This window comes from Paenibacillus sp. P5_B5, assembly GCF_056400365.1.
Window position 1 is genome coordinate 399,512 of sequence record NZ_JBFULK010000002.1, and the last position, 25,803, is coordinate 425,314.

Annotated in this window: 27 protein-coding genes; 24 read left to right on the forward strand and 3 right to left on the reverse strand. The window is 42.1% G+C overall.

The window, feature by feature from the left end:
* Nucleotides 1–40: 40 nt before the first annotated feature.
* A complete protein-coding gene (locus tag AC1DOK_RS04530) occupies nucleotides 41–1,360 on the reverse strand; it encodes an anaerobic C4-dicarboxylate transporter family protein (protein WP_477553036.1) in 1,320 nt (439 codons plus the stop codon).
* A 439-nt stretch (nucleotides 1,361–1,799) separates the two neighbouring features.
* Between AC1DOK_RS04530 and AC1DOK_RS04535 the strand changes: the two genes are divergently transcribed.
* From AC1DOK_RS04535 to mtnA, 5 genes are all read left to right on the forward strand, one after another.
* Nucleotides 1,800–2,912, forward strand: a complete 1,113-nt coding sequence (locus tag AC1DOK_RS04535) for a sugar ABC transporter substrate-binding protein (protein WP_477553037.1) — start codon at nucleotides 1,800–1,802, stop codon at nucleotides 2,910–2,912.
* 79 nt (nucleotides 2,913–2,991) lie between these two features.
* Nucleotides 2,992–4,506: a sugar ABC transporter ATP-binding protein gene (locus AC1DOK_RS04540; protein ID WP_477553038.1), complete on the forward strand. Its 1,515-nt coding sequence runs from the start codon at nucleotides 2,992–2,994 to the stop codon at nucleotides 4,504–4,506.
* A gap of 1 nt (nucleotide 4,507) precedes the next feature.
* Entirely contained in the window at nucleotides 4,508–5,512 is a 1,005-nt protein-coding gene (locus AC1DOK_RS04545; RefSeq protein WP_477553039.1) for an ABC transporter permease, read from the forward strand.
* Between the two features lie 49 nt (nucleotides 5,513–5,561).
* Nucleotides 5,562–6,782: an S-methyl-5-thioribose kinase gene (gene mtnK / locus AC1DOK_RS04550; protein WP_477553040.1), complete on the forward strand. Its 1,221-nt coding sequence runs from the start codon at nucleotides 5,562–5,564 to the stop codon at nucleotides 6,780–6,782.
* Entirely contained in the window at nucleotides 6,775–7,857 is a 1,083-nt protein-coding gene (mtnA, locus tag AC1DOK_RS04555) for an S-methyl-5-thioribose-1-phosphate isomerase (protein WP_477553041.1), read from the forward strand. The genes mtnK and mtnA overlap by 8 nt, the downstream gene beginning before the upstream one ends.
* 132 nt (nucleotides 7,858–7,989) lie before the next feature.
* Here the strand turns inward: mtnA and AC1DOK_RS04560 are convergent, their stop codons facing one another.
* The gene (locus AC1DOK_RS04560) at nucleotides 7,990–8,751 is read right to left on the reverse strand and encodes a DeoR/GlpR family DNA-binding transcription regulator (protein ID WP_477553042.1); all 762 of its coding nucleotides are present in this window, start codon (nucleotides 8,749–8,751) and stop codon (nucleotides 7,990–7,992) included.
* Nucleotides 8,752–9,043: 292 nt separating this feature from the next.
* Between AC1DOK_RS04560 and AC1DOK_RS04565 the strand changes: the two genes are divergently transcribed.
* The 15 genes from AC1DOK_RS04565 to AC1DOK_RS04635 all read left to right on the forward strand — a co-directional run bounded on the left by AC1DOK_RS04565 (nucleotide 9,044) and on the right by AC1DOK_RS04635 (nucleotide 19,184).
* Nucleotides 9,044–9,865 carry a class II aldolase/adducin family protein gene (locus AC1DOK_RS04565; RefSeq protein WP_477553043.1) on the forward strand — a complete coding sequence of 274 codons (822 nt, stop codon included), beginning with the start codon at nucleotides 9,044–9,046 and terminating at the stop codon, nucleotides 9,863–9,865.
* 39 nt (nucleotides 9,866–9,904) lie between these two features.
* The gene (locus tag AC1DOK_RS04570; RefSeq protein ID WP_477553044.1) at nucleotides 9,905–11,422 is read left to right on the forward strand and encodes an aldehyde dehydrogenase family protein; all 1,518 of its coding nucleotides are present in this window, start codon (nucleotides 9,905–9,907) and stop codon (nucleotides 11,420–11,422) included.
* 27 nt (nucleotides 11,423–11,449) lie between these two features.
* Nucleotides 11,450–11,773, forward strand: a complete 324-nt coding sequence (locus tag AC1DOK_RS04575) for a BMC domain-containing protein (RefSeq protein ID WP_477553045.1) — start codon at nucleotides 11,450–11,452, stop codon at nucleotides 11,771–11,773.
* Nucleotides 11,774–11,798: 25 nt separating this feature from the next.
* Entirely contained in the window at nucleotides 11,799–12,098 is a 300-nt protein-coding gene (locus AC1DOK_RS04580; protein ID WP_477553046.1) for a BMC domain-containing protein, read from the forward strand.
* A complete protein-coding gene (locus AC1DOK_RS04585) occupies nucleotides 12,085–12,468 on the forward strand; it encodes a BMC domain-containing protein (protein WP_477553047.1) in 384 nt (127 codons plus the stop codon). The genes AC1DOK_RS04580 and AC1DOK_RS04585 overlap by 14 nt, the downstream gene beginning before the upstream one ends.
* 53 nt (nucleotides 12,469–12,521) lie before the next feature.
* Entirely contained in the window at nucleotides 12,522–12,797 is a 276-nt protein-coding gene (locus tag AC1DOK_RS04590) for a BMC domain-containing protein (RefSeq protein WP_477553048.1), read from the forward strand.
* Nucleotides 12,798–12,852: 55 nt separating this feature from the next.
* On the forward strand, nucleotides 12,853–13,128 hold the full coding sequence (locus tag AC1DOK_RS04595) for a BMC domain-containing protein (protein WP_477553048.1): 276 nt from the start codon (nucleotides 12,853–12,855) through the stop codon (nucleotides 13,126–13,128).
* Between the two features lie 70 nt (nucleotides 13,129–13,198).
* A complete protein-coding gene (locus AC1DOK_RS04600; protein ID WP_477553049.1) occupies nucleotides 13,199–13,474 on the forward strand; it encodes a BMC domain-containing protein in 276 nt (91 codons plus the stop codon).
* Nucleotides 13,475–13,487: 13 nt separating this feature from the next.
* Complete coding sequence (locus AC1DOK_RS04605; RefSeq protein ID WP_477553050.1) at nucleotides 13,488–14,156, forward strand: phosphate propanoyltransferase; 669 nt, start codon at nucleotides 13,488–13,490, stop codon at nucleotides 14,154–14,156.
* A gap of 15 nt (nucleotides 14,157–14,171) precedes the next feature.
* Nucleotides 14,172–14,438, forward strand: a complete 267-nt coding sequence (locus AC1DOK_RS04610; RefSeq protein WP_477553051.1) for a EutN/CcmL family microcompartment protein — start codon at nucleotides 14,172–14,174, stop codon at nucleotides 14,436–14,438.
* Nucleotides 14,439–14,464: 26 nt separating this feature from the next.
* The gene (locus AC1DOK_RS04615; RefSeq protein WP_477553052.1) at nucleotides 14,465–15,631 is read left to right on the forward strand and encodes an extracellular solute-binding protein; all 1,167 of its coding nucleotides are present in this window, start codon (nucleotides 14,465–14,467) and stop codon (nucleotides 15,629–15,631) included.
* Nucleotides 15,631–16,962, forward strand: coding sequence for a CoA-disulfide reductase (locus AC1DOK_RS04620; protein ID WP_477553053.1), 1,332 nt, complete (start codon nucleotides 15,631–15,633; stop codon nucleotides 16,960–16,962). Before AC1DOK_RS04615 ends, AC1DOK_RS04620 begins: the two co-directional genes overlap by 1 nt.
* A 12-nt stretch (nucleotides 16,963–16,974) precedes the next feature.
* Nucleotides 16,975–17,808 (forward strand): CoA transferase subunit A, encoded by an 834-nt coding sequence (locus AC1DOK_RS04625; protein ID WP_477553054.1) that lies wholly within the window; start codon nucleotides 16,975–16,977, stop codon nucleotides 17,806–17,808.
* The gene (locus AC1DOK_RS04630) at nucleotides 17,805–18,551 is read left to right on the forward strand and encodes a CoA-transferase subunit beta (protein ID WP_477553055.1); all 747 of its coding nucleotides are present in this window, start codon (nucleotides 17,805–17,807) and stop codon (nucleotides 18,549–18,551) included. Before AC1DOK_RS04625 ends, AC1DOK_RS04630 begins: the two co-directional genes overlap by 4 nt.
* Nucleotides 18,552–18,692: 141 nt before the next feature.
* Entirely contained in the window at nucleotides 18,693–19,184 is a 492-nt protein-coding gene (locus tag AC1DOK_RS04635) for a double zinc ribbon domain-containing protein (protein WP_477553056.1), read from the forward strand.
* A 212-nt stretch (nucleotides 19,185–19,396) separates the two neighbouring features.
* Here AC1DOK_RS04635 and AC1DOK_RS04640 read toward each other — a convergent pair whose 3' ends face one another.
* Nucleotides 19,397–20,419: a LacI family DNA-binding transcriptional regulator gene (locus AC1DOK_RS04640; protein ID WP_477553057.1), complete on the reverse strand. Its 1,023-nt coding sequence runs from the start codon at nucleotides 20,417–20,419 to the stop codon at nucleotides 19,397–19,399.
* A 313-nt stretch (nucleotides 20,420–20,732) separates the two neighbouring features.
* Between AC1DOK_RS04640 and AC1DOK_RS04645 the strand changes: the two genes are divergently transcribed.
* The 4 genes from AC1DOK_RS04645 to AC1DOK_RS04660 are packed head-to-tail and all read left to right on the forward strand — an operon-like array spanning nucleotide 20,733 to nucleotide 25,796.
* Nucleotides 20,733–22,067: a DUF4832 domain-containing protein gene (locus tag AC1DOK_RS04645; RefSeq protein ID WP_477553058.1), complete on the forward strand. Its 1,335-nt coding sequence runs from the start codon at nucleotides 20,733–20,735 to the stop codon at nucleotides 22,065–22,067.
* Nucleotides 22,068–22,074: 7 nt separating this feature from the next.
* A complete protein-coding gene (locus AC1DOK_RS04650; protein WP_477553059.1) occupies nucleotides 22,075–23,388 on the forward strand; it encodes an acyltransferase domain-containing protein in 1,314 nt (437 codons plus the stop codon).
* Nucleotides 23,381–24,472, forward strand: a complete 1,092-nt coding sequence (locus AC1DOK_RS04655; RefSeq protein ID WP_477553060.1) for a DUF4832 domain-containing protein — start codon at nucleotides 23,381–23,383, stop codon at nucleotides 24,470–24,472. Before AC1DOK_RS04650 ends, AC1DOK_RS04655 begins: the two co-directional genes overlap by 8 nt.
* 40 nt (nucleotides 24,473–24,512) lie before the next feature.
* On the forward strand, nucleotides 24,513–25,796 hold the full coding sequence (locus tag AC1DOK_RS04660) for a Gfo/Idh/MocA family protein (RefSeq protein ID WP_477553061.1): 1,284 nt from the start codon (nucleotides 24,513–24,515) through the stop codon (nucleotides 25,794–25,796).
* The last annotated feature ends 7 nt before the right edge of the window (nucleotides 25,797–25,803 follow it).

The window sequence follows — 25,803 nt, forward strand, 5'->3', positions numbered from 1 at the left end:
AGATACAACAAGGACAGATTAGTATATTTACTTGTATAACTTAGAGTACGACTTGTATTAAGAGAAAACCGATTGCAATAGCTAAGAAGGTCGCGATCAGACCTGGTAACATAAAGGAATGATTCAGTACATATTTGCCGATTCGGGTCGTTCCTGTCTGATCGAAATTAATAGCCGCAATGACGGTTGGATAATTAGGAATAAAGAAATAGCCATTCACTGCTGGGAACATAGCAATAAGGGTTGCAGGTGGGAGACCAAGTGCAATACCAAGTGGCATTAATGCTCGAACGGTGGCTGCCTGACTATAGAGCAAGATGGATAATACAAACAGAGCGATGGCAAATAGCCAAGGTGCCGAAGTGACGCTTGCTTGAATCCAGCTGCGAATGAGATCGAGGTGAGCAGCAAAGAAGGTATCGCCCATCCATGCGATTCCAAAAATACTAATGACGGCTTGCATACCTGCAAGGAATACATTGCTTTTAGGCATATGCGCAGCGTTCACCTTACAACATATTAGGATCAATGCAGCGACAGTTAGCATGATTAGTTCTATGGTGTATGTCATGTTAAGGGTTTGATTAACACCATTAACGTTGTCCCATGCAGGACGGAGCTGCGGTACGGAGCCGAGCAATACAACGGTGAATACACCAACTAGAAATAAACCAATGGCGAGCTTAGCTCGTCTATTTTCGTTGTTAGATTTCTGGCTAATATTATTTTCTATCAGAGAACCTTCTCTTAATCGTTGCTGGTAATCGGGATCTTGGTCTAGCTCTTTACCAACCTTGGTCATAACCCAAGCTGCAACCATACAGCTAATGAAAGTAGAAGGGACACTAATAAACAAGATGTCCATAAGTGAAATATCATAATCTGTCAGCATCGACACTAAAGCAACCGTTGCCGCGGAAATAGGACTTGCAGTAATTGCTTGCTGAGAAGCAATTACTGATATCGATAAAGGGCGTTCTGGCCGAACACCAGATTGCCTAGCAACCTCTGCTATAACAGGTAGAACCGAGTAGGAAACATGTCCAGTTCCAGCGCAGAACGTGAATAGATAAGTAACGATTGGTCCAACAAAGGTAATATGACTCGGGTGCTTACGCAGCAGCTTCTCAGCTAATTGAACCAGATAATCCATTCCTCCTGCTATTTGCAAAGCTCCTGCAGCGGTAATAACTGCCGTAATCATGAGCATCACGTCGATAGGCGGTGCTGTTGGTTGTAAGTGAAAACCAAACACTAATACAGTTAAACCAAGTCCCCCCATAACACCGAGGCCTATTCCTCCAAGTCTAGCCCCAACTACAATTGCAAGTAAGACCAAAGCAAGTTGAACCCCAAACACACCAATCTCACATCACTTTCCCTCAAAATTTAACTAATCAAAAAATAATGAAATACGCGTGTCCTTATGTAAGGATATCCAATACTGGCTTCTTTGAATCACTTTGTCTGTTAAGTGTCGTTGTAAATTCTACCACTACTTTTGTGACTTCCCGATACGAAAACAATATAATTCAATAATAAACCAAATGAATACAACAAAAAACAACGAATATTCATTGCAATGTTGGTAATAACGTGATAATATTCAATTACAAACAACAAATTACTACATCTCCGATATTGCATCTAGAAATTTGCTGTTTGTTATTTTTTTAGTGAATAAGAAAGTTTAAGTTTAATGCTTCTACTTTCATATATTCACCGTAAGAAATGCCGCTGTCATATAGATGATGAAAGCGGTTTATCTTGGTAAGATATCAAATAAACGGGGTGGAAAAATGAAACACAAGTTTATGAAAACGCTTATTGTCAGTCTATTAGCAATGGTTTTACTGATCACGGGTTGTTCATCTAGTGGAGGATCTTCTTCAGCTCCAATCGAGAAGAAAGTTGTTGAAGGCTTACCTGCGAAAATCAAGGAAAAAGATGAAGTTAAAGTCATGGTTATCCGCAAAATTGGTGGAGACGACCATACTGCGCAATTCCTAGCAGGTGCTAAGCAAGAAGGCGAATCAATGGGAATCAAAGTCGATACATTCTCCGCAAATGGTGATTCGGCTAAGTTCCACGATGCTATATCGCAAGCTGTTGACAAGAATTATGATGGTATCATTATTTCTCATGGTGATGACGCTGCAACAGTAGAACAAGTTCAGAAGATTGTGGACAAAGGTATTCCAGTTGTTGCTTTTGACTCCAATCCAGATTTAAAGAAAATTCCAGGTGTGACATTAACCTCACAAGATGATGAGGCGCTCGCACAGTTAACCTTAGATAAAATGATCGAAGAACAAGGTAAGGAAGCTAAAATTGCTTACTTATGGGTCGATGGTTTTCCTCCAATGGTAAGACGTAATAACATTTATCAGGAAACATTGAAAAAATATCCAGGGATCGTTGAACTTGAAAGATTTGGCGTTGCCTCTGGAGATACTTCCGTACAAGCACAGAATGCTGTAACTGCAATGTTAACCAAGTATAAAAAAGGTGAAATTAATGCGATTTATGCTGCATGGGATGCATTTGCAATTGGTGCGACAAGAGCAGTCAAAGAAGCTGGACGTGATGAAGTTAAAATTTACGGAATTGACGTATCCAACGCGGATCTTCAATTAATGCAAGAGCCAGGAAGTCCTTGGGTTTCTACAGCGGCCGTTGATCCGAAAATGATTGGTGCTGTAAATCTACGTATTCTTCTAAGCAAAGTTGCAGGCGAAGAAACACCACAAACATTTGATATGGAAGCTACATTAATTACACAGGACAAGCTCTCGAGCTCCAAAGATCCTGTTAACATGGTAAACCTTAATGCAATTATCCCTGGTTGGGGACAAACAGATGCCTTCTTAACAGATTGGATGAAGGCGCTTAAAGAAGCTTACAAGAAATAGGTAGAATAGCCAGCACGAAAGCGCTCGCCTGTATCGGGAGCGCTTCCTTACAACGACAAACTGTTAGAAGGTGGTAAAAATGGGCGAGATTCAAACAATTTCTTTGGAAATGAAGAGTATTTCAATTGAGTTTCCAGGTGTCAAGGCTCTCAAAAATGTAGATTTCAAAACGGAGACAGGCACCTCACACGCTCTGATTGGCGCCAATGGAGCAGGTAAATCAACTTTAATGAAGGTTCTATCAGGAGCTTATAATCATTATACAGGTGAGATTTACATTGATGGCAAACAGGTCAATATTCGTTCACCAAAGGATGCAAAGGAACTAGGCATTCAGATCGTTTATCAAGAGGTTGATACAGCGTTGATTCCTTACCTGACCGTTGGTGAGAATATCATGCTGGATGAGACTGTGAATGATATGGGCAATAAGCAATTCATCAACTGGAAGGCTGTTCATAGTAAAGCGAAAGAGGTTCTAGCGCGACTTAATATCCAAGTATCCTCTAAGAAACTAGCAAGTCAATTGACGCTAGCTGAGAAGCAAATGGTGTTAATTGCAAGAGCCATTACCAAAGAATGTAGATTTCTAATTTTAGACGAGCCTACTGCCCCACTTAGTCATTCCGAAACAGAAGAATTGTTTCGAATTGTCAGAGACTTGAAGCAAGCGAATGTAGGCGTCATTTTTATTTCTCATCGTCTGCCCGAACTGTTTGAAATTTGTGACGATATTACGATTATGCGTGACGGAGAGTTTGTCGTAAAAGAACGTCTCGCGAATCTTGTTCAGAATCAGGTTGTAGAATATATGCTGGGCAAGAAAATGGACCATCAATTCCCTAAACATGACGTTAGTATCGGCGAAATAGCTTTTGAGGTGAAGGATTTCAGCGATGAGGATAAAGTACGTGGCATTAACCTACATGTAAGAAAAGGTGAAATCATTGGACTTGCAGGATTGGTTGGGGCAGGTAAAACGGAGTTATGCAAAGCTTTGTTTGGCTTATCCAAGATCAAAACAGGAGAGCGATTACTCCATGGTAAGAAGCTAAAAATTAAGACTCCTCACGATGCTGTTAAGCAGGGTATGGCTCTTGTGCCTGAAGAAAGAAGAAAAGAAGGCATTATGGTATCAGAATCCGTTGCAATCAACCTGACGGCTGTCAGCTTAAATAGCGTTACTAGGCTAAAGACGTTCCTTAGCTTCCGTAAAGAGAAGGAAGTTGCCAACCAGATGATTACGAGCTTAGGGATTAAGACTCCTGGCAATCAAGCGAAGGTAAAGAATTTATCAGGTGGAAATCAACAGAAGATCGCGATTGGTAAATGGCTGGTAGGAGATTCCGAGGTTTATATGTTTGATGAACCTACCAAAGGCGTTGATGTTGGAGCGAAGAGAGATATTTTTGATCTTATTTCGGGCCTAGCTGCTAGAGGTAAATGCGTCATTTATGCATCATGTGAATTGTCTGAGCTGATAGGAGTCACCGATCGGATGTATGTGTTATATGACGGCGAGATCGTGAAAGAGCTAGAAACAAGTACAACCAACGAAGAAGAGATATTGTACTATTCGACAGGAGGCAAGTAGAATGGGGACTACAAACACGAAGACCAACCCAATTCAAGGCACTCGTAAATTTGATTTCTTTGATTTTCTATATAAATATGGGACGATTGTAACGATTATAATCTTAATTGCTTTCTTCGGCATTATGTCTGATAGTTTCTTACAAGTATCGAACATTATTAATATTCTAAGATCTATATCAATCGTAACGATTATCGCGATTGGGGTCACGATTTCGCTATCCGTTGGGGGATTTGACCTTTCTGTAGGTTCCACTGCTTCATTGGCGAATGCATTAGTCATTTCTATGTTCGTATGGTATGGACAGAACATTGTACTAGGTATTTTCGTAGCAATTGCAATTAGTGTTCTTGTTGGTGTTATGAACTCCTTTGCAATCGTTAAACTCAAAATTCCAGATATGCTTATGACGCTCGCGATGATGTTTATCGTACAAGGTATAGCTCTTACCTATACCAAAGGTGCAACCATTTCACAGAACATGGTTATGCCAGATGGTAGTTTCTCAACAGGGACCATTAGCCCTCTGTTTAGTAAAATCGGACAAGTGCCATGGATCATTATTATTATGTTGGTTGTCGTTGTCGTTGTTCATATCTTCCTGACGTATACAAAGCATGGTCGTTATATGTATGTAATCGGAGGAAACCCGGAAGCTGCTAAGCTATCAGGTATTCCAGTTAATAAATATCGCGTAGCTGCTTATATGCTGTCCGCAATGTTTGCTGCAATCGGTGGTGTTATGCTAGCTGCTCGGATTATGACTGCGGAAGTAAATGCAGGTGCTCCTTATCTAATGGACGCTGTTGCTGCTGCTTATATCGGTTTCTCTGTACTTGGTTCTGGTAAACCAAATGCAATTGGAACATTCGTAGGTGCGGTATTAATTGGTATTCTATCCAATGGACTTGTCATGCTATCGGTTCCTTATTATGCGATGGATATTGTTAAAGGAACAGTACTAGCTTTTGCCTTAGCCTTAACCTATTATAAAAATAAATCCTAATTAAGCTTGTTTATTCAAAAATTAAAGAACCTTGTAGGAGGAATAGGATATGAGTGACTTTACTGTTTATTTTACAATGAAAGAATCAGATGCACTTCATTATGCAACTTCTCAACTAGATTTTTTCACACCAGGTGCAGCTTTAACTTGTACAGAAATCGGAGATGGTAACTTAAACTTCGTGTTCCGTATTAAGGATGAACAGTCAGGCAAATCTATTATTGTTAAACAGGCTGGACCTGTTGCGAGAATCTCAGATGAGTTCAAGGTATCTCCTGATCGCAATCGAATTGAGAGTGAAATCCTTGCTATTCAACACGAGCTCGCACCTGGCTTTGTACCGCAAGTGTATAAGTTTGATTCTGTGATGAATTGCTGCGTAATGGAGGATCTATCAGATCATGCTATTATGAGAAAAGCATTGCTTGAACATAAGCAGTTCCCGTTATTTGCAGATCATATCACAACCTTCCTAGTTAATACTCTATTACTTACATCTGATGTAGTTATGAATCATAAAGATAAGAAAGATCAAGTGAAGCGATTTATAAACCAAGATCTATGTGAAATCTCGGAGGACTTGGTTTTCACGGAGCCATTCTATGACTGTCCGCGTAATGAGGTTTTTGAGCCAACTCGTGCTTTTGCTAAACAGCATTTATGGGATGATGAGGCTTTACTGCTAGAGACAGCCAAGTTAAAATTCGAATTTTTGACGAATGCACAGTCACTGATTCACGGTGATCTTCACACAGGCTCTATTTTTGTGAAAGAAGACTCTACGAGAATATTTGATCCAGAATTTGCGTTCTATGGTCCTGCTGGATACGATGTAGGTAACGTTATTGCTAATCTTATCTTTGCAAATGTGAATGCAGAAATGACGATGGAGGCTGGACCGGCTAAGGAAGCTCATACTTCATGGCTGCTTCAAACAATCGAATCAATCGTTGATTTATTCCAAGTGAAATTTAATAAGCTTTGGGACGAGAGTGTAACGGAGCGAGTAGCTGGATATAAAGGCTTCAAAGCTCACTACTTAGGCAGAATCATGCAGGACACTGCTGCTGTTGCTGGATTAGAGATGATTCGTAGAACTCTTGGTCTAGCACATGTAAAAGATATTACTTCGATTGCTGATGATGCTAAGAGAGCACAGGCTGAGAAGTTCTGCCTAACGGTAGGTAAGAGATTTATTATGGAAAGAGATCAGCTCATTACAGGCGCTGACTATTTACAAATAATGAAAGCGGGGTTTCACAATGAGTAACCAACAAGAAATACTATCAACTGTGATTCAATCTGTTACTTTGGACGATGCGAATGATACCTTGATCATTCTGGATCAAACTTTACTTCCGAATGAGAAAGTTTTCTTAGAGCTTAAAGAAATGAAAGATGTTTGGGAGGCAATCTACTATTTGCGCGTGCGCGGAGCTCCTGCAATTGGAATAGCGGCAGGTTATGGTGTCTATTTAGGCACCAAGCAATCCCAAGCTGCTACTTATGAAGAGTTATACGCGGATTTCCTTAGAGTGAAAGAGTATTTAGCGTCCTCCAGACCAACTGCTGTGAACTTGTTCTGGGCACTAGATCGTATGGATAACCGCTTTAAACAAGAAGCTGGCAAGTCTGTAGCTGAGGTTAAAGAAGCGCTTCGTGTAGAATCGGAATTGATCCGCTCGGAAGATGAGAAGATTTGTGAAAGCATCGGGGAGTATGCATTATCTTTACTTAAACCTGGCATGGGCTTACTTACTCATTGTAATGCGGGCGCAATTGCAACTGCTAAATACGGAACAGCTCTTGCACCTATGTATTTAGGTCTAGAACGCGGTTATGACTTCAAAGTATATGCGGATGAAACTCGTCCACTCTTGCAAGGTGCTAGATTAACAGCATGGGAGCTTCAGGAAGCTGGGGTTGACGTAACACTTATCTGTGATAACATGGCTTCGATCGTAATGAAAGAAGGCAAGATTCAAGCGGTTCTAGTTGGCTGTGATCGTGTAGCTGAGAATGGTGATACAGCTAACAAAATTGGTACTTCAGGCGTTGCGATTCTAGCGAAACACTATGGAATTCCGTTCTATGTATGTGCACCGCTTTCTACTGTTGACTTGAACTGTAAGCATGGTGATGAAATTCATATCGAACTTAGACCATCTGAAGAAATCACAACTAAATTCTATGAAGCACCAAAAGCACCAGAAGGTGTGCAGACATACAATCCTTGCTTCGACGTAACGGATCACTCGCTCATCACTGCGATCATTACAGAGAATGGTATCGCGTATGCACCATTCGAAGAGAGTCTGCCGAAGATGTTTAAGGGTAAAGAATAGGTTAATAGAGTTTTTAGTAGACCTTGGCTATGTATTTAGCTGAGGTCTTTTTGTCATAGCAAAAAGCAAAAAGCAAAAAGCTGTCTTATATGTAGATGATTCTACAGATAAGACAGCTTTGTTCGTTATGATTTACTCACATTCAGTTAACAAAACTTGATGAGCTTCGAGATAATCATGCCACTCTTTGTTTAATGGCTTGTCCACGATGATGTGATGGATGTTCTCAATCCCACAAATACTTGCAAAGGATGTGCGGTTAAATTTTGTGTGATCGGCAACTAAATATGCTTTATTCGCGCGCTCAACAGCAATTCTTCTTACCTCTGCTTGTTGTTCATTGGAATCCGTTATGCCATGCTGCATGCTAATTGTGCGACAGGAGATGAAAGCGATGTCAAAATAATAGTTGTTCATATTAAGCTCTGCATTACGTCCCAAAGCGGACATGGAGCTGTTCGACATAACACCGCCGATAATGACTAAGTGGACGTTGCTGTTATCGATAAGTGCATTAACAATTTTAATGGAGTTAGTTACGACTGTAATTCGCTTATTCACGATTAAAGAGGCGATGTATAACGAAGTAGTCGATGCATCAAGGAAAATCGAATCGCCATTCTTAATAAACTCCAAACATTGTGTTGCAATCTGCTTTTTGCCCTCTACAAGGATGTGTTCTCTTAGATTGACATTCACATCATTCTGAACACCATCAGAAATATAGGCCCCACCATAGATGCGTGTTAACATCCCTTCATCCTCTAATTGCTTAAGATCCCGACGAATGGTTTCCTCGGTGACATCAAACAAAGCTGTTAATTCAGCTACTGTTACATTTTTCTTTTCTATTATAAGCTCTTTGATTTTGGCTTTACGAGCAATCGGTAGCACTGGCGATCACACACTTTCTTATATTAATAATCACTTGCTTTCTTCTTATATTATACCACAATCCAACGATTGATTATCATTATATTTTGTGGGTTTTATAAATAATTCAAACATATTATTAGATAATTATTGATTTTAAGAAGAATTATAGTGTTATTTTTCGGTATTCGCATGAACAAAACAACAAAATAACACACAAAACAGAAATAAACAATTGACAAATAGCGAATAAAGTAGGAAAATAAACATATAAAATGATGAGTTTATAGTAAGTAACACAGGAGGTGACTACATGCTGAATAATCAGAAGTATTTAAGTGATTTTGAAGCCAAAAAGATGATTTGTGAAATTGGTAGGAGAGTTTATGCCAAAGGCTTTGTAGCAGCGAATGATGGGAATATAACAATTAAAACTGGACCAAATGCAATATGGGCTACACCTACTGGTGTAAGTAAGGGATTTATGACACCAGACATGTTAGTTAAGGTCGATCTCACGGGGAAGGTGTTGGCTGGTAAGCTGAAGCCTTCATCAGAAATCAAGATGCATTTAAGGGTTTATAAAGAGAATCCAGATGTAAGTGCTGTCGTTCATGCGCATCCCCAAGCTGCAACAGCGTATGCGATTGCAGGGATTGGACTAGATCAAGCCTATTCACCAGAAGGCGTTATTCTACTCGGTAATGTTCCTGTAGCTTCATATGCGACACCAGGTACGCAAGAGGTTCCAGATTCTATTGCACCTTTCTGCAAGGATTATAATGCAGTTCTTCTTGCTAATCATGGTGCACTAACTTGGGGTAAAGATATTACAGAGGCATACTTCCGTATGGAATCCCTTGAACATTATGCATTGACGCTTATTTATACGAAGAAAATTACGGATCAAATACAGGAGCTTACCTGTGAGCAACTTTCTGAGCTAATTAATATCAGAGAGAAAATGGGGATTAAAACCGGCGGTACGTTAACCTGTCGTGTTGAGCCTAAGGATACGGCTGCCAATAAGCCAACTGAACAACCTGTACAAGAAGATAATAAACAAGATTTAATTCAGACGATTGTAGTTAAGGTGACGGAAGAAGTACTCAAGAGACTTCCATTGAATCGATAAAAGCAAGTTGGAAGTCATCATCAAAGGGGTGAAGCATCCATGAATTTAACTGAAGCAGATGTCCAGAAAATTGTTAACAGCGTTATTAATAATATAGAAAAAAAGCTAACTGATGTATCTCCGAGTGCAGTTGCACCGGCTCCACATGCTGAACCAGTGAAACAAGCTGTTTCCTCAGAAGTATTCTCAACAGCAGGAGATCACGGGGTGTTTGATCGAGTAGAGGATGCAGTAAACGCTGCTCATCATGCACAAGCTCATTATATACAGAATTGTAAGCTGGAAGATCGTGAAGTGATCATCTCAGCAATCCGTCAGGCAACCTTAGCGAATAAGGCAGAACTGGCACAGATGATTTGGGAAGAAACCAAGCTCGGTAAGCTGGAGCATAAGTTGGCTAAGCTTGAATTAACAGCAACCAAAACACCTGGTACCGAAGATTTGAAAACGCTAGCATTTTCTGGTGATGCCGGTTTGACGATTGTTGAGGCAGGTCCATTCGGGGTTATTGGAGCAGTTACACCAGTTACGAACCCAGTTGAAACGATTATCAATAATTCCATCGGTATGTTGGCATCAGGTAACTCAGTCGTGTTTAATGTTCATCCATCTTCCAAGCGTTGTAGTGCATATGCGGTGCAAATGATCAATAAAGCGATTGTAGCAGCTGGCGGCCCAACTAATCTAGTAACGATGGTGAAAGAGCCGACTAAGGATTCCATGGATCAAATCGTAGCTGCACCACAAACCAGATTACTTGTCGGAACTGGCGGTCCAGGACTAGTGAAAGCACTGCTCAGCTCAGGCAAGAAGGCAATCGGCGCAGGAGCAGGTAATCCGCCGGTCGTCGTGGATGAGACAGCGGATATCGAGAATGCAGCGAAGGAAATTATCAAGGGTGCTTCCTTTGATAACAACATTCTCTGTATTGCAGAGAAAGAAGTGTTCGTCGTTGACTCGGTAGCAGATGATCTTATTTATCACATGATGAATAATGGTGCTTATCGTTTAGATCAGCAGGAGCTTGATCAGGTGATGAGCTTTGCACTAGAAGCGAATGAGAAGCAAGTTGCAAGAGGCTGCTCACTTGATACGAAGCGTGTATATCATACGGTGAAGGACTGGATCGGTAAGGATGCATCTGCATTCTTGAATAAGCTTGGCGTAAATCCAGGCAGAGAAATTAATCTTCTTATTTGTGAAGTTGATTTCGACCATCCGTTCGTTCAACTAGAACAAATGATGCCAGTTCTGCCGATTGTACGGGTGAAAAATCTGGACGAGGCAATTGATATGGCAGTAAAAGCTGAGCATGGTAATCGACATACAGCGATGATGCATTCACATAACGTAAATAATTTGACGCGTTTTGCACGGGCGATAGGCACTACGATTTTTGTGAAGAATGCTTCGTCGCTAGCAGGCGTTGGTTTTGGTGGAGAAGGTCATACCACAATGACTATCGCAGGTCCGACTGGTGAGGGCTTAACCTCTGCAAGAACTTTCACAAGACAAAGACGTTGTGTGCTTGCAGAAGGGGCATTTCGAATCGTTTAGTTATCGCATAACAGGAGGTGATGAAAGATGGATCGATATGCACTTGGTTTGTTAGAAGTTCAAGGCTATAGTGTTGCGCTTGCCGCAATGGATGCAGCATGTAAGGCAGCGAACATTACGATTCATGGTATGGATTGTAATAATCCACCTGATGAGAAGAATACTGTCATTCCAGTCATGATGCAAGTGAAATTTACAGGTCCAATCAGTGATGTGCAGATTGCGCTTGAAGTAGCTCAAGAAACCGCATGTAGCTATCTTAGCAGCAACGAAGTGATGATCCACTGCATCCCTTCAAGCTCCAAAGAAATTGAAGCCTTGCTTTCAATCGGGAAGGTCAAGCTCAAATGATTAGGTTGCCAGCAGGGGGTGCCAGATGAAACAAGCCCTAGGTATGATTGAAACCATTGGGATGACTTCTGCTATACGTGCAGCTGATATGATGATCAAATGCACCTATATCGAAGTGATTGGATTTGAAAAATCAGGTGCTGGTTATGTGATGGTTCTGATCAAAGGATCTGTTGGCTCTGTACAGGCAGCCCTCGAGATTGGGGCGGAAGAGGCGGGTCGTACGGGTCAGTTGATCGCGGTTCATGCAATTAACAATCCTGATGAAGGAATCCATCCCTTAATTCCAGTTGACAGAACGGAGGATGACCATGGAGAACTATGAGGCGATTGGTGTTATAGAAGCACAGCATTTTACAACCGCACTCGAAATTGTTGATGAAATGTGTAAGACATCTCATGTTCAGCTTCTAGGTACTGAGAGGTATCTGGGAGGACGATTGGTTACTGTCATCGTTGGAGGCAGCATTTCGAATGTGACAGCAGCGGTGGAAGCAGCTAGAGCGGTATGTGATAATAAACCGATAAATCCACTCAAAATGAGCTTAATAATCCCTAAACCGCATGCTGAAATTATGAAGTTTATTATCCCATCGCGTGCAGAAGACGAAGTGATGAAAGTAACCGTTCAAGAAGTAGTACAAGAGACAGTTCCGAGCCCAAGCAAGAATGGGAAGAAACGTAAAAATAAATAAACCGCAAAACTAAGCCTATGCTTACAACCATAACTTTTAGGAGGCAACTAAACATGAATGAATCAATCGCGATTATCGAAACAAGAGGCTTAACAGCAGCAATTGAGGCTGCAGATGCAATGCTTAAAGCAGCAAATGTTGAAATTGTAGGTACGGAGAAAATTGGATCAGGACTCGTAACGGTAATTGTACGTGGAGATGTTGGTGCTGTTAAAGCAGCAGCGGAAGTAGGCTCCGAGGCAGCACAAAGAATTGGTGAGCTTGTAGCGGTACATGTCATTCCAAGACCACACAGCGATGTAGCTAAGCTTCTTCCTATGTTGAAGTAATCTGTTCACGGCAATTCAAAACTATATATAACCCAATCCTTGAGGAGGAATTATCATGAACGAATCTATCGCAATCATCGAAACAAGAGGTTTAACAGCAGCAATTGAAGCAGCGGACGCTATGCTTAAGGCAGCAAATGTTGAAATCGTAGGTACGGAAAAAATCGGATCAGGTCTCGTTACCGTTATTGTACGCGGAGATGTAGGCGCAGTTAAAGCGGCGGCAGAGGTAGGCTCTGAAGCTGCACAAAGAATTGGCGAGCTTGTAGCGGTACATGTCATTCCAAGACCACACAGCGATGTAGCTAAGCTTCTTCCAATGCTTAAATAGGCCGAATTAGTTGAAATAGATTAACGGAATTAATAATCGATCTGATAAATATTTGAGGAGGTTAGATGAAATGAATGAATCTCTAGGTGTTATTGAGACTCGTGGCTTAACAGCAGCAATTGCAGCTGCAGACGCTATGCTTAAAGCGGCAAATGTGGAAATTGCAGGGACGGAGAAAATAGGCTCTGGACTGGTTAGTGTTATGATTAAGGGTGAGGTTGGCGCAGTTAAAGCAGCTGTAGAAGTTGGCTCTGAAGCTGCACAAAGAATTGGCGAGCTGATCGCCGTACATGTTATTCCAAGACCGCATGGGGATGTTGCAAAGCTTCTCCCTAGCCTAAACTAGAAGTGGTGATCTTATGACACAATCGATCTCGAGTGAATTGACAGAAACGATTACCAAGCTTGTGTTAGAAGAGCTCAGTAAAGTCGGATTGGCTCCCTCTGGGGAGCCTCTAATACATGTGCCTGCGGGTGTGTCTGCCAGACATGTACATGTCAATCGTGAGCATTTGGACATTTTGTTCGGATCAGGTTACGAGCTTACGAATTTTAAGGATATTTCTCAGCCTGGGCAGTTTGCATCGGGTGAACAAGTAACATTGATTGGCCCAAAAGGCACTATTGATAAGGTGCGCATACTTGGACCTCTTCGCAAGCAAACGCAAGCAGAAGTATCCCCTAGTGATGCGAGAAAGCTTGGTGTCAACCCACCAGTTAAACAATCGGGTGTGCATGATGGAACACCAGGCATTACGCTTGTTGGTCCTAAGGGCACGGTCGTCATTCAGCAAGGCTGCATCATCGCTGAGCGCCATATTCATATGACACCTGCTGATGCGAAAGCATTCGGTGTTCAGAATGGACAGATGGTTAAAGTAAAGGTAGATGGACCAAGAGGCGGCATTATGTCGGAAGTAGCGATACGTGTAAGAGATGACTTTGCACTTGATATGCATATTGATACCGATGATGGTAATGCATTTGGCATTAAGACAGGCGATAAGCTGGAGATTATAAAAGAGTAAAGCGAGGACAAAGCGATGATTATTGGTAAAGTAATAGGCAATGTTGTTTCTTCCCGCAAATACGATGGACTTCAAGGCTATAAGCTCCTTCTGATCCGTCTACAATATACAGATAAGAAAGAGGTTATTGTAGCTGCTGACGTAATGGGAGCTGGCATAGGAGAGCAGGTATTAGTTTCAATTGGGGAGAGCAATCAATATGCGTTAAGTAAGAATGCGCCGATAGATGCCCTTGTCGTTGGGATTGTCGATAACGAGCCAATCATCGATTTGTCTGAGTAAGCTAGCAGGAGAGGGAGGGAGCGTAAGTGACAAAGACGATTCGAGTTCTGGCAGTAGGCGATCCAGCTGTTAATGCCTATGTAGATGAAGCATTCGGACTGATTTCGACTTATGAGGAGAGAAATCAGGTAAAGGTTGATTTTCATATCGTATCATTTGATCAATATTACGCCACTATGATGGCTGCTTTCCAAGGTGAGCAGGATTACGATATTGTCATGGTAGCAGGACATCTATGGTTAAAGGATTTTGTCAGTAAAGGCTATCTAGCACCAATTGACTATCCGAAGGATGCCAAATGGAACTTGCAAGATATTGTTCCTGTTGTTCGGCAAGAGCTGAAGGTTGCTGGTATTCCTTATTTGTATCCTTCATTTTGTGATGGACATATTGTGCTGTATCGCAAATCGATCGTAAGTCGCTTCCTGGACTCGCTTCCCTCGAATGTAATCACAACAGATGAATTGCTGAGCATGGTGGCAAAATGTCACGATGTGAACGCGATGAACGGGATTGCTCTTAAGGCGCATCCTAGTGAAATTTTTCTCGATTTCTTGCCTTACTTGAGAAACGAGGGAGTGGATGCATTTGACCCAGAAACGCATGTGCCAACCTTTAATAATGAACAAGGCAGACTGGCGCTTCATAAATATATTCAGCTTCGTCAATATGCACCGCTTGATACTCATCAGTATGGCAATGACGAAGTAAGACAAGCTTTTCAACAATTACGTTCTGTATTTGCTGTTACTTGGGGCGGACAGCTCGGCGTTGTATTAGATGAACACTGTATGCAGCGAGAAGATGTAGGCTTTGCCGCACTTCAAACAGCTTGGAACGTAACCTGGAGCTTCGGCTTGAATGCGAGGTCGAAGATGAAGCAAGAAGCGAATGCGTTGTTGCAGTATTTAGCTTCATCAGAGGTGGATCGCGCGATTGGGGGCTATGCAGGCTCACCTGTAAGGCGATCAACCTATGATATGGATTCAGATAAATATGATTGGTATTCTACCCATCTTAATATGATAGAGAATTGTGCCAAGCCTCTGCCGACAATGGATAACGCCGGGGAGATATTGGATGTGTTATACAGTAAGATTAGCCAAGCTTTTCAAGCGGAACTAACGGTCGAGGAGGCGCTTCAGCAAGCAGAAGCGAAGATCCTCTCCTTGCAGAAAGGGAGGAAGAACTAATGAAGGTTGTTGTAATTGGAGGGGTTGCGGCAGGGATGTCTGCAGCCTCTAAGCTCAAACGTGTTGATCAAACGGCAGAAGTTATCGTATATGAGAAGGGTAATTTTTTATCCTATGGTGCGTGTGGCTTGCCGTATTATGTGTCAGGTGTGAATGATGATTATACGAAAATGATTGCTCGTCCTCGTGAGAAGTTTGAAGAGGCGGGAATTCAGACGCGTCTGAGACATGAAGTGCTGAAGGTCATTCCTAGCAGCAAGCAGATCATGGTGAAAGATATCGAGCGAAATAAAGTTTTTATGGAAACCTACGATAAGCTGATGATCGCTACTGGCACAAGACCGATTGTACCCAACTTGCCTGGTAAGGACCTGCAGGGAGTACAGGTGCTAAAGACACTAGAAGATGGCATTGCGATGCAGCAACTCGTTGCTGATTCAGATATCCAGGACGTTGTCATTGTAGGTGCTGGCTATATCGGGATTGAAGTTGCAGAAGCAATGGTAGAGCTAGGCAAGCGAGTTCGTGTAATTGAATTAGGCGACCGTATTCTCAAGACATTCGATCAAGAAATTACCGATGTAGCTACGAAAGAGCTGCTTAATTACGGCGTAACGCTGAATCTTGGCGAGAAGGTCGAAGCGATTACCGGGAACGGCAAGGTACAGGGCGTTCAGACGGATAAAGGCTTATATCCAGCGGATCTTGTTATTCTCTCTATTGGTGTAAGACCAGCAACTGATTTCTTGCAGGGTTCAGGAGTTGCGCTTGCCAAGAATGGTGCTGTTATCATCGATCGAGAAATGAGAACGAACGTAGAGGGTATTTACTCTGCTGGGGACTGTGCTGAAGTGTACAGTAAAGTGATGGAGGAGAATACGTTCATCCCACTTGGGACAACAGCGAATAAATGCGGTCGTATTGCAGGCAGCAACATGCTTGGCAAGCATGAGAAATTCGTTGGAACGCTCGGTAGTGCAGCGATTAAGGTGCTTGGACTTGAACTTGGTAGAACAGGAATGTCTGAGTATGATGCACAGAGACTTGGAATTGAATACGACACCGTGTTCGTTACCTCTGGCGATCATCCAAGATATTACCCGGATCCAACGCCAATTCAGTTTAAGCTTATATACGATAAGAGGACGCAAGTCCTGCTTGGTGCGCAAGGGATCGGTAAGAAAGGCGTTGTGCTTCGAATCGATATTTTTGCAGTAGCAATTCACAGTAAAATGACAACACGAGAGCTTGGAATGGTCGACTTATGCTATGCTCCGCCTTTTGCAGGCGTATGGGATGCCGTTCATATTGCTTGTAATGCAGTTAAGTAGGGGGCGAATCGAATGAGTTCTAAAGTAATGAGTTTAGTGGAAGCTGCGGGCATGGTTAGAGACGGAGATCGTATTTCCTTCGGAGGAAATGTTCTTCACCGTGCGCCAATGGCGATGGTTAGGGAGTTAGCGCGTCAGAGGCGCAAGAATCTTCGAATTGTCAAAACAGCCGGAGCACATGACATCGATCTTCTTTGTGCGACTGGTTCCGTGCAATCGGTTGATGCAGGCTTTGTCAGCTATGAGACAGAGTTCGGTCTGGCGATGCATTACCGCAAAGCGGTTGAAAGTGGTGCGGTAATCGGCAATGAGCATGCTTGCTACACAGTTATCTGTGCACTTAGAGCTGCATCTTCAGGAGTTCCATTCATGCCAGTTGCAGGTCTTAAGACGGGTGATCTACTGCAAGTAGCGGATTATTTCAAAGTCATTCAGGATCCATTCAGCGGTGAGCCTGTAACAGTCGTTCAAGCGATTGTACCTGATGTGGCGGTTGTTCATGTACAGGAAGCAGATGAACTAGGCAACGCTGTGATCTATGGTCCGAAATTTGAGGATGCTCTGATGAGTCGTGCAGCCAAAAAGGTTATTGTAACAACAGAGAAAATTGTGCCGAAGAGCAAAATTAGAATGAACCCTGAACAAGTAGATATCCCAGGTTTCTTGGTAAGTGCGGTTGTTCATGCACCAAGAGGTGCTGCGCCTTGTTCTGTTGAGAAAGCTTATGATGCCGATATGAAAGCAATCGAACGCTTCAAAAAGTTAAAAGCCGAAGAAATGGACACTTATTTACAGGAATACGAAAATAAGGATCGAGGCGGCTTCAAGGTAGGTGGATTCAGATGAATATGATGAACTTGATGAATAAGAAAAGCGAGCCAAGAGTCAGCGATATTATGGTTTGTGCAATGGCAAGATTATTGAAAGATGAGGATCGCGTATTCCATGGTGTTTCTTCCCAAATGCCAATGGTCGCGATGATGCTGGCAAGACACATGCATGCGCCAAACCTTGTACACTTGAATATTCCTGGTGGTGTAAATCCAGCCTCGATCAAAAAGCCATCCTACTCATCAGCAGGTGCTGAGCTGCTAGCTACTGGGGAAGCGTATTTCCCATTAGAGCATGTATTTGATCTATCGATGCGAGGCGGACTTGATGTGGCATTCCTTGGCGGCGTACAATTCGATGTTACGGGTAATGTGAATGCATCGGTTATCGGGGATTATCATAAGCCGAAGGTTCGATTGCCAGGTGGAGCAGGCAGCGCAGTGCTTATTCCAACAGCGAAGCGAGCGATTATCTGGCGGACGAAGCACGACAAGCGCACCTTTGTAGAGAAAGTCAATTTCGTTACAACTAGAGGAAATCTCCACAAAATTGTAACGAACCTATGTGTATTTGAGTTCAAAAATGGCAGCTTGTATCTCGATTCCATTCATCCGACTTCATCATTAGAGGAAGTTGCTGCGAATACAGGCTTTGCTTTAAAGTACGATGAAATTCGCTATACACCGTTGCCAACGGATAAAGAACTTACAGTGCTGAAGCAAATAGATCCTTTTGATTATCGTTCGAAGGAATTATAGTAAATTGAAAGAATGAAATTTAACGGGCCTTCCACGGTGGAGAATAATCTCCTGTGGGAGGCCTGTATTATTGTCACACAAGAATCTGTTATTATATAAGTTATATACAGGATATTATGATTGGTTATAGGAGGGGTCATCATGGCTAATTTTTTGGATAAATTAAAGCAAGGTGCAACTAAAGTGTCGGATATGGCGCAGCAGACAGTTGAAATCACTCGACTTTCCACACAAATTTCCTCGAAGAAAAAAGAGATTGATCACAAGCTGATGACGCTTGGATTGGCGGTTTTTAACGGCTACTGCAACGATTCGATTGATCAGGAAGCCTCATTAATCAGCCGGAACTCTCAGGAGATCCTAGCTATTCAGCATGAAATTAGCACACTTGAGCAGAGGATTAAGCAGCTCAAGAATGAAAAGGATTGTGTTTGCGGGAGAGTCGTGTCATTCGACACAAAGTTCTGTCCTTCATGTGGCAATAAATTTGAAGCGCATATTACACCTGTTGATGTAATTCCAGTTGATGCGGAAGTAGTAGTATCAATGCCAGAGTGCTCTAATTGCCATGCAGCTTTGGAGCATGATGCGAAATACTGTGAAAGCTGTGGGTGCAAGGTAACACCTGTTTAAGAAAGAACGAGCAACATGGATAATTGATTACGTGAAACGGGTTGATCTGTATTTCTTCGTTACGAGCACAGCAGCGATATTTATCACTAGGATTCATCATCGGGTAAGCATCGGTATTAAAGTTAATCAGAAACAAAAAAATCGACCCCTCAAGGTCGATTTTTGCCTTTTCATAGAGCGAACAGCTTATACCGGGATCTAATCTGTTCCCCTCAACTCGAGCTCCTTACCACCAAATGCGTAGGTAAAATAACTTTCTTAGGCAGCAGATCATTTCCATTTAATCTGTCTATTAATAGATCGACAGCGACCATGCCGATTTCTTTGGTCGGTATATCAATCGTAGATAGTGGTGGATTGGAATACTTGGATACTTCAATGTTGGATAGACCGATAACAGCCACTTCATTAGGAACAGAGACGCCATTGTTATATAAACCGTTAAGAGCGGCCATCGCCATTAAATCACTGGCAACGAAGAAGGCGGTTGGATAATTCTTGGTTTGGCATAAACGATTAATATTTTCGATACAGATCGCTTCATCCCACATGCAATCAATCACCCAATCGGGATTAACAAGCAATCCGGCGGCATGCATCGTGGCAAAGTAGCCTCGATAGCGACGGCTCTCTTTCAGGTTACGTGTAAATCCGCTTCCCCCGATAAAACCAATTTGGGTATGGCCTTTTTCAATAAGATGGTTTACTGCTATAGAAGCAACATTGTAATGATCATAGCCTACATTATCGATATCCCCGCGTTCTGTATCGACCCCCACAATATATGGGACCTTCTTGCGTATATACTCATAGGTTTCACTGTTCAATGATTCCATAAGGATAAGACCTGTAATCGATTCACTGAAGGTATTGAATAAAATCTGCTTATCATCCAGTTCAAATCCAGTCCGAATAAAGGCAATGTTATACCCTGAACTGAGCAATCGCTCTTCCACACCGGACAAGATCGACATGAAATAAGGATCATTATATTTATCTTTTGTAACACTTAACACACACCCGATCTTGATGTGTGACTTATTTGTGGGATGATCCTCAGTTAATGCTTTACGCTTTGGGCTTGAATTGATTTTATAGTTAAGCTGAGTAACAGCCTGCCAAACTCTCTCGCGTGTTTCATCAGTCATTTTATATTTCGTATCATTGTTCAAAACTCTAGATACGGTAGCTGTGGATACATTTGCCAATTTAGCAATATCCCGAATCGTGCTCATAAATATGCCCAGTCTCCTTTAAAATGTAAAATTTATCGCAAGTTAAGTAGTAAACAATCATTAGCCTTTTGATTATCTTGTTACGTAATAGTTTACGTTCTTATTTTACATGAATTTATTATTAAAATCTATAATAACACATTTACGCTATGTCATGTACACCTTTATTCTAATGATTAGATAAATTTTATCTTGCAAGATTAGGTGTAGATGATATAACATAAGATTACTAAACAAAGACAATATATAACGTAATAATTAACGTAACAAGAATGTAAACACTGTTTATTACATAATGGGGAGCTGATGAAACATGAACAAAGCAGTAACGGTGTACCCAGTAATATTAGATGACATCATAAGCAATCCAGGCATTGGTTTTACAGCAGCGCCAGGATTAATGGGTGACCCTGACCCTATTTACGACAACAGAGGGGAAGTGCATGAGAAATATAAGTTTACTGAAGACAGCAGAACTTACAATCACCCTGACAGCAAAGCGTATTTCTGCAGTGCACGCTGGAGGGATCTGGAAGCCCAGAAAGGGATATATAAGTGGGAAGTGCTGGAGGAAAAGCTGGACTATGCCAAGTCAATGGGTTTTACTGCAGTGGTCCGTTGTTCGCCATACGCGTTAAGCGAAGAAGATGATATACCGGAATGGTTTCGGGCGGAAAGTCCGGAGGAGCCAGAGTTTCCTTTTTGGAAAGTAGATCCTCAGACAACAGGATATGTTAAGTATTGGTCTGATTTTATTAAGGCTTTTGCAGCACGGTTTGACGGACATCCCGTTATAAGCTCTGTAGATTTGACCATTGTAGGAGCATGGGGTGAAGGTGGGGGAACCGAGTTTTTAGAGCCGGAGGCCATTCAGCGTATTACCGATGCCTATTTCGATGGATTTAAAATAACTCCTCTCCAGGCCCTTTTGCATGATCCGATGTCTATCAAAATTATAACCGACCGCAAAGCTAAAGTGGGCTTTCGTGTCGATTGCTTGGGAGATATGGGCGGTTTTCATGGGGATAGGTGGTCTCATATGACGGATTTCTACCCTCAGAACATACAGAACTTCAATATGGGGGATGCCTGGAAGAAAGCTCCGGTTTTATTTGAAGCATGCTGGCATATGAATGACTGGTATCTTCAGGACTGGGATATAGATTACATTATTCAGGAAACGCTCAAATGGCATATTTCTTCTTTTAACAACAAAGGAACTGTAGTGCCGGAACATTGGAAAGAGAATGTTAAGGCATGGCTGAAGAAGATGGGATACCGCTTTGAATTAAGAAAGCTCACGTATGACACTGAAGTAAAGGCGGGCGGAGAACTGGATATTACTGCTCTGTGGGCTAATGTTGGAGTCGCTCCGATCTATAATCACTACCCACTGGTGGTGAGGCTTATTGGCAATGATCAAATGTATACGCTTTATAGCAAAGAAGATATAAGGACATGGCTGCCGGACGAAGATATTGCTTGGGAGGAAAGCTTCTCTATACCATGCGATATGCTGGAAGGAGAGTATATGCTCCAAATTGGTATAGAAACTGGTGTGGAAGAAATCGGGAATATCAAGCTTGCGATCGAGGGATATGCGGACGGCTATTACACAATGGGTAAGCTGTTAGTTGAACGGGGGTGAGAAATGAATGGAGAGTCGGCTCAATTATAACGAGTGTATAGCATACTGTGATTTTGATTATCTGCCGGAAGGATTAGAAGAGAAATATAAACGCTATGAACCGAATAACAAGACCCATCTCATTCCACGCGATTTTCTATCTGAACTGTTTGAGCAGTATCAAATTCCCGAGAATACACAGCAATGGCTCGTTCAAGGGATTGAAGCGATAGAAAAAGATGCCGTACTATTTCTTTTTACCAAATTTTTAGTAGAAGATATGTGTTCTGCTCGTAATCGCTGTGATGAAGCCTTTTATACGAATATGACTCCAGGATGTATGAAGCAATATGGAGATTTATATTCATTTCTTTTGCTGCTTGCCTGTGTTGTCCCTTCTATAAAGATGTTGCAGGAGCGTTCGGTCCCTAAAGTGTACTATGAGAAAATTCCTCATCAGCCCCTGAAGGATCAATTTAAAAAAATGGTTTTACACGGTGATTCCATGGTTCATGACTTCCCGTGGGTGATGAATTTTTATACTTGCTCCATCTTTCTGTTGGATCGGTTTTACTTTATTCCATACCGATTTGAAGATAATTTCACCATGTTTCGTCATGTTGACACGCACAAAGTCATTGCCTTTCGACATGCGGGAGAAGAGTTCCGCAGCGATGGACAAAGGAATGGAATCAATGATGTTTATGATCCTCAAGGCCATTTCACGTCGGAATGGGAGGAGAATGTGGATGACATCCAAGCAAACAGGATTAATCCTATGGGATTCGTTGAAGGAGAACCGACTTCTATATTAAAGAAGGAATGGGAACCGGTTCTTCAACAAGGGGATTTGCTCTTAGCGCTTCACATCCCATCCGGCCCTGGTTACAACCCTGAGAGGCTGAAAAATTCAATGACCATGGCAATCGAATTCTATGGCAAATATTTTCCTGAGTTATCCATACAAGGCTTCTGGAGTGCTAGCTGGCTCTATGACACCCGATTATCGCTTATTCTTGACAATGAACAAAGCAATATCGTGCAGGTCCAAAGACAATTTTATAATTATCCAACATTGGAAGGGGATGACATGCTTCGTAATGAAGCCTTTGGGGACATAAAGGCAGATCCTGTCGGCAACCCAGGCCAATTCACAACTTCATTGCAAAGAGCAGCTGCAGATTATATGAGGACGGGAGCTCGATTTAATACCTTAAGCATGATCGTATTGAAGGAAGAAATCGACAAGATCGGAAGCATGCCCTATGTAACAGCCACAGATATGGAACAATTCCTTAAGACCGTTGACAGCCATTTACAGGGGAGGGAATCGGATGGGTAAATATTCGCTTGAAAACTATGAGAAGTATAAAACCATAAAAATCCGACCTCATCCATTACCGAGGAATGATTCTGTTTCAAGCAGCGGACAATTTGAATACGTTTCCTTTTCATGGGAAGAGCTGGAGTCGGTCAGAGGAGAATATAGGCTCGAAAAGATAAAGGAAGCCCTTAACACTTCCCGAAATCCCATACTGGTACTGACGCCAGAATTACCTTCATGGGTAAAAGAGTACGCTGATCAATGCTTTGCGGCTTTGATCAGAAAAGTCGGGAGCTATATCGACTCGGACAGGCGCCTTGCAGGTGTTGTGATATCGACTTTGGCTAACAGCAAGGAAGAATGGAACGCCTATATGGATTCGTTTGAAACACAGACGCTTCTTGTCGATCTGTGCAATGATAGATTGATTCATTATTTAAGAGAACATGGCCGTGGATTTGGCTTGCTGGTGAAGTGCAGTGAAGAGAATTGGATTGAATGCTGCGAGGCTTTTGCCAAACAAAAGCTGCAGCATGTATGGAAGAGTTACCCGGTTGTCCTACATGTAAAGGGTAACGTTTGTGGTCCTCATATTAAACGTGAAGCTTATCGCTGGCATGCAAGCGTTTCCAATATAGATTTAGGACTTGGATATGACCTTACGCTGCGAAGACTGACTTATCCGGAAACCGTTTCAAGCCAGGGAAGCTTGCCGCTTCGATTCTGGTTTGTGAACACAGGGAGCTCGAGAATTTATCAGGAGTTTCAGTTATGGGCGCAATTAAAGCAAGGGGACACATCTTATGAACTTCCTCTGCATGCTGCAACACATTCATGGTTAACCGGGGACCTTGTCCATAACGAGATTATACAATTGCCGGATCTGTCACCGGGACACTATACATTAAGTCTGGCACTCTTGTTCAAAGACCGCTCTTATATCAAGCTGAATATACAAAATGAAGAGCAGGATGGATATTATGAGGCAGGTACGATACAAGTCGAAATAACCAATGAAGATCCACTTTTGAATATATGGGATACGTATTATCCTGAAGGATATTATCCACTCGAAGACCCTAAAGTTCCAGAACAGGAATAGATAGTCTAGGACAAATAATAGTTAGCTGGAGGTCATTAATTTGAAATTAGCATTAATTGGTGCAGGACAAAGAGGCATGATCTACTCAAGAGAAGCTTACCAAAGTGCGGAAATTGTTGCGGTAGTTGAACCGAATGACAGCAGAAGAAAGGCTGCAGCAGATGAGTTTCAGATTCCTCTGGAGAAACAATTTGAATCCGTAGATAAATTTTATGAATTAGGAAAAATTTGCGATGCCATTATCATTTCTTCTATGGACAGAGATCATTATGTACAAACGATGAAGGCGCTTGACCTTGGTTATGACATTCTTTTGGAAAAACCCATTTCGCCAAGTCCAGATGAATGTTTAAGAATACAACACAAAGCCAATGAAAAAGGCTGCAAAGTTATCGTATGTCATGTACTCAGATATACCAATTTCTTTACAGAGATCAAGAAAATCATTGATAGCAATGAGCTCGGAAAGATCATCACCATTCAGCATAATGAGAACGTCGGCAATTTCCATATGGCTCACTCATTTGTAAGGGGCAATTGGAGAAGAAGCGACCTGGCGAGCCCAATCATGATGCAGAAGTCCTGTCATGACATGGATATACTGGCATGGCTGGTAGACAGTCATGCCAAACGGATCTCTTCCTATGGTGACCTGACTTATTTTAAAGAAGAGAATGCACCAGCGGGTAGTGCTGATCGATGCTTGGACTGTAAAGTGGCCGCCGATTGCCGATTTGATGTAAGAAAAGCCTATCTACCCATAAGAGGACAATGGCCGGCTACAGCCATTTCAGTGGATCAGACGGAAGAGGGGTTGCTAAAGGAGTTAGAAACGAGTCCTTATGGACACTGTGTATATCGATCTGATAATGATGTATGTGATCATCAGGTAACGGTTATCGAGTTTAAAAACGGGGTTACGGCAACTTTTAACCTAAGCGGATTTACCAATAAAATGTATCGTACGATCAAAATTATGTGCGAGCATGGAGAAATTCGAGGTGATGACAGCTTAAATATCATTGAAGTCACCCGATTTAGCTCCAATATGGCTGAACAAAATACGCAAACCGTCATTCGACCAGCTGCCATGACCGGCGGACACAATGGCGGAGATACAGGGCTGATGATCGACTTCATGAATAATTTGAAGAGCGCCAGCTTCAGCAGCAGATCTTCTATTAACATGTCTGTAGAAAGTCACATTATGGCCTATGCAGCGGAAGAGGCAAGAGTTACCAGTACTGTGATTGATATTGATCATCTAAAAGAAGAGCTGCAACAAAGCATTACAGATAATCGCGTAATCACAATGCAAAGGTAGTGATGGA

What these genes read in the sequence shown, in the direction of transcription:
- AC1DOK_RS04565 (WP_477553043.1), top strand. Translation starts at nt 9,044, where the DNA reads ATGCTGAATAATCAGAAGTATTTAAGTGATTTTGAAGCCAAAAAGATG.
- AC1DOK_RS04635 (WP_477553056.1), top strand. Translation starts at nt 18,693, where the DNA reads ATGGCTAATTTTTTGGATAAATTAAAGCAAGGTGCAACTAAAGTGTCG.
- AC1DOK_RS04630 (WP_477553055.1), top strand. Translation starts at nt 17,805, where the DNA reads ATGAATATGATGAACTTGATGAATAAGAAAAGCGAGCCAAGAGTCAGC.
- AC1DOK_RS04645 (WP_477553058.1), top strand. Translation starts at nt 20,733, where the DNA reads ATGAACAAAGCAGTAACGGTGTACCCAGTAATATTAGATGACATCATA.
- AC1DOK_RS04650 (WP_477553059.1), top strand. Translation starts at nt 22,075, where the DNA reads ATGGAGAGTCGGCTCAATTATAACGAGTGTATAGCATACTGTGATTTT.
- mtnA (WP_477553041.1), top strand. Translation starts at nt 6,775, where the DNA reads ATGAGTAACCAACAAGAAATACTATCAACTGTGATTCAATCTGTTACT.
- AC1DOK_RS04620 (WP_477553053.1), top strand. Translation starts at nt 15,631, where the DNA reads ATGAAGGTTGTTGTAATTGGAGGGGTTGCGGCAGGGATGTCTGCAGCC.
- AC1DOK_RS04585 (WP_477553047.1), top strand. Translation starts at nt 12,085, where the DNA reads ATGGAGAACTATGAGGCGATTGGTGTTATAGAAGCACAGCATTTTACA.
- AC1DOK_RS04570 (WP_477553044.1), top strand. Translation starts at nt 9,905, where the DNA reads ATGAATTTAACTGAAGCAGATGTCCAGAAAATTGTTAACAGCGTTATT.
- AC1DOK_RS04595 (WP_477553048.1), top strand. Translation starts at nt 12,853, where the DNA reads ATGAACGAATCTATCGCAATCATCGAAACAAGAGGTTTAACAGCAGCA.
- AC1DOK_RS04655 (WP_477553060.1), top strand. Translation starts at nt 23,381, where the DNA reads ATGGGTAAATATTCGCTTGAAAACTATGAGAAGTATAAAACCATAAAA.
- mtnK (WP_477553040.1), top strand. Translation starts at nt 5,562, where the DNA reads ATGAGTGACTTTACTGTTTATTTTACAATGAAAGAATCAGATGCACTT.
- AC1DOK_RS04580 (WP_477553046.1), top strand. Translation starts at nt 11,799, where the DNA reads ATGAAACAAGCCCTAGGTATGATTGAAACCATTGGGATGACTTCTGCT.
- AC1DOK_RS04640 (WP_477553057.1), bottom strand. Translation starts at nt 20,419, where the DNA reads ATGAGCACGATTCGGGATATTGCTAAATTGGCAAATGTATCCACAGCT.
- AC1DOK_RS04535 (WP_477553037.1), top strand. Translation starts at nt 1,800, where the DNA reads ATGAAACACAAGTTTATGAAAACGCTTATTGTCAGTCTATTAGCAATG.
- AC1DOK_RS04605 (WP_477553050.1), top strand. Translation starts at nt 13,488, where the DNA reads ATGACACAATCGATCTCGAGTGAATTGACAGAAACGATTACCAAGCTT.
- AC1DOK_RS04575 (WP_477553045.1), top strand. Translation starts at nt 11,450, where the DNA reads ATGGATCGATATGCACTTGGTTTGTTAGAAGTTCAAGGCTATAGTGTT.
- AC1DOK_RS04590 (WP_477553048.1), top strand. Translation starts at nt 12,522, where the DNA reads ATGAATGAATCAATCGCGATTATCGAAACAAGAGGCTTAACAGCAGCA.
- AC1DOK_RS04610 (WP_477553051.1), top strand. Translation starts at nt 14,172, where the DNA reads ATGATTATTGGTAAAGTAATAGGCAATGTTGTTTCTTCCCGCAAATAC.
- AC1DOK_RS04600 (WP_477553049.1), top strand. Translation starts at nt 13,199, where the DNA reads ATGAATGAATCTCTAGGTGTTATTGAGACTCGTGGCTTAACAGCAGCA.
- AC1DOK_RS04545 (WP_477553039.1), top strand. Translation starts at nt 4,508, where the DNA reads ATGGGGACTACAAACACGAAGACCAACCCAATTCAAGGCACTCGTAAA.
- AC1DOK_RS04540 (WP_477553038.1), top strand. Translation starts at nt 2,992, where the DNA reads ATGGGCGAGATTCAAACAATTTCTTTGGAAATGAAGAGTATTTCAATT.
- AC1DOK_RS04625 (WP_477553054.1), top strand. Translation starts at nt 16,975, where the DNA reads ATGAGTTCTAAAGTAATGAGTTTAGTGGAAGCTGCGGGCATGGTTAGA.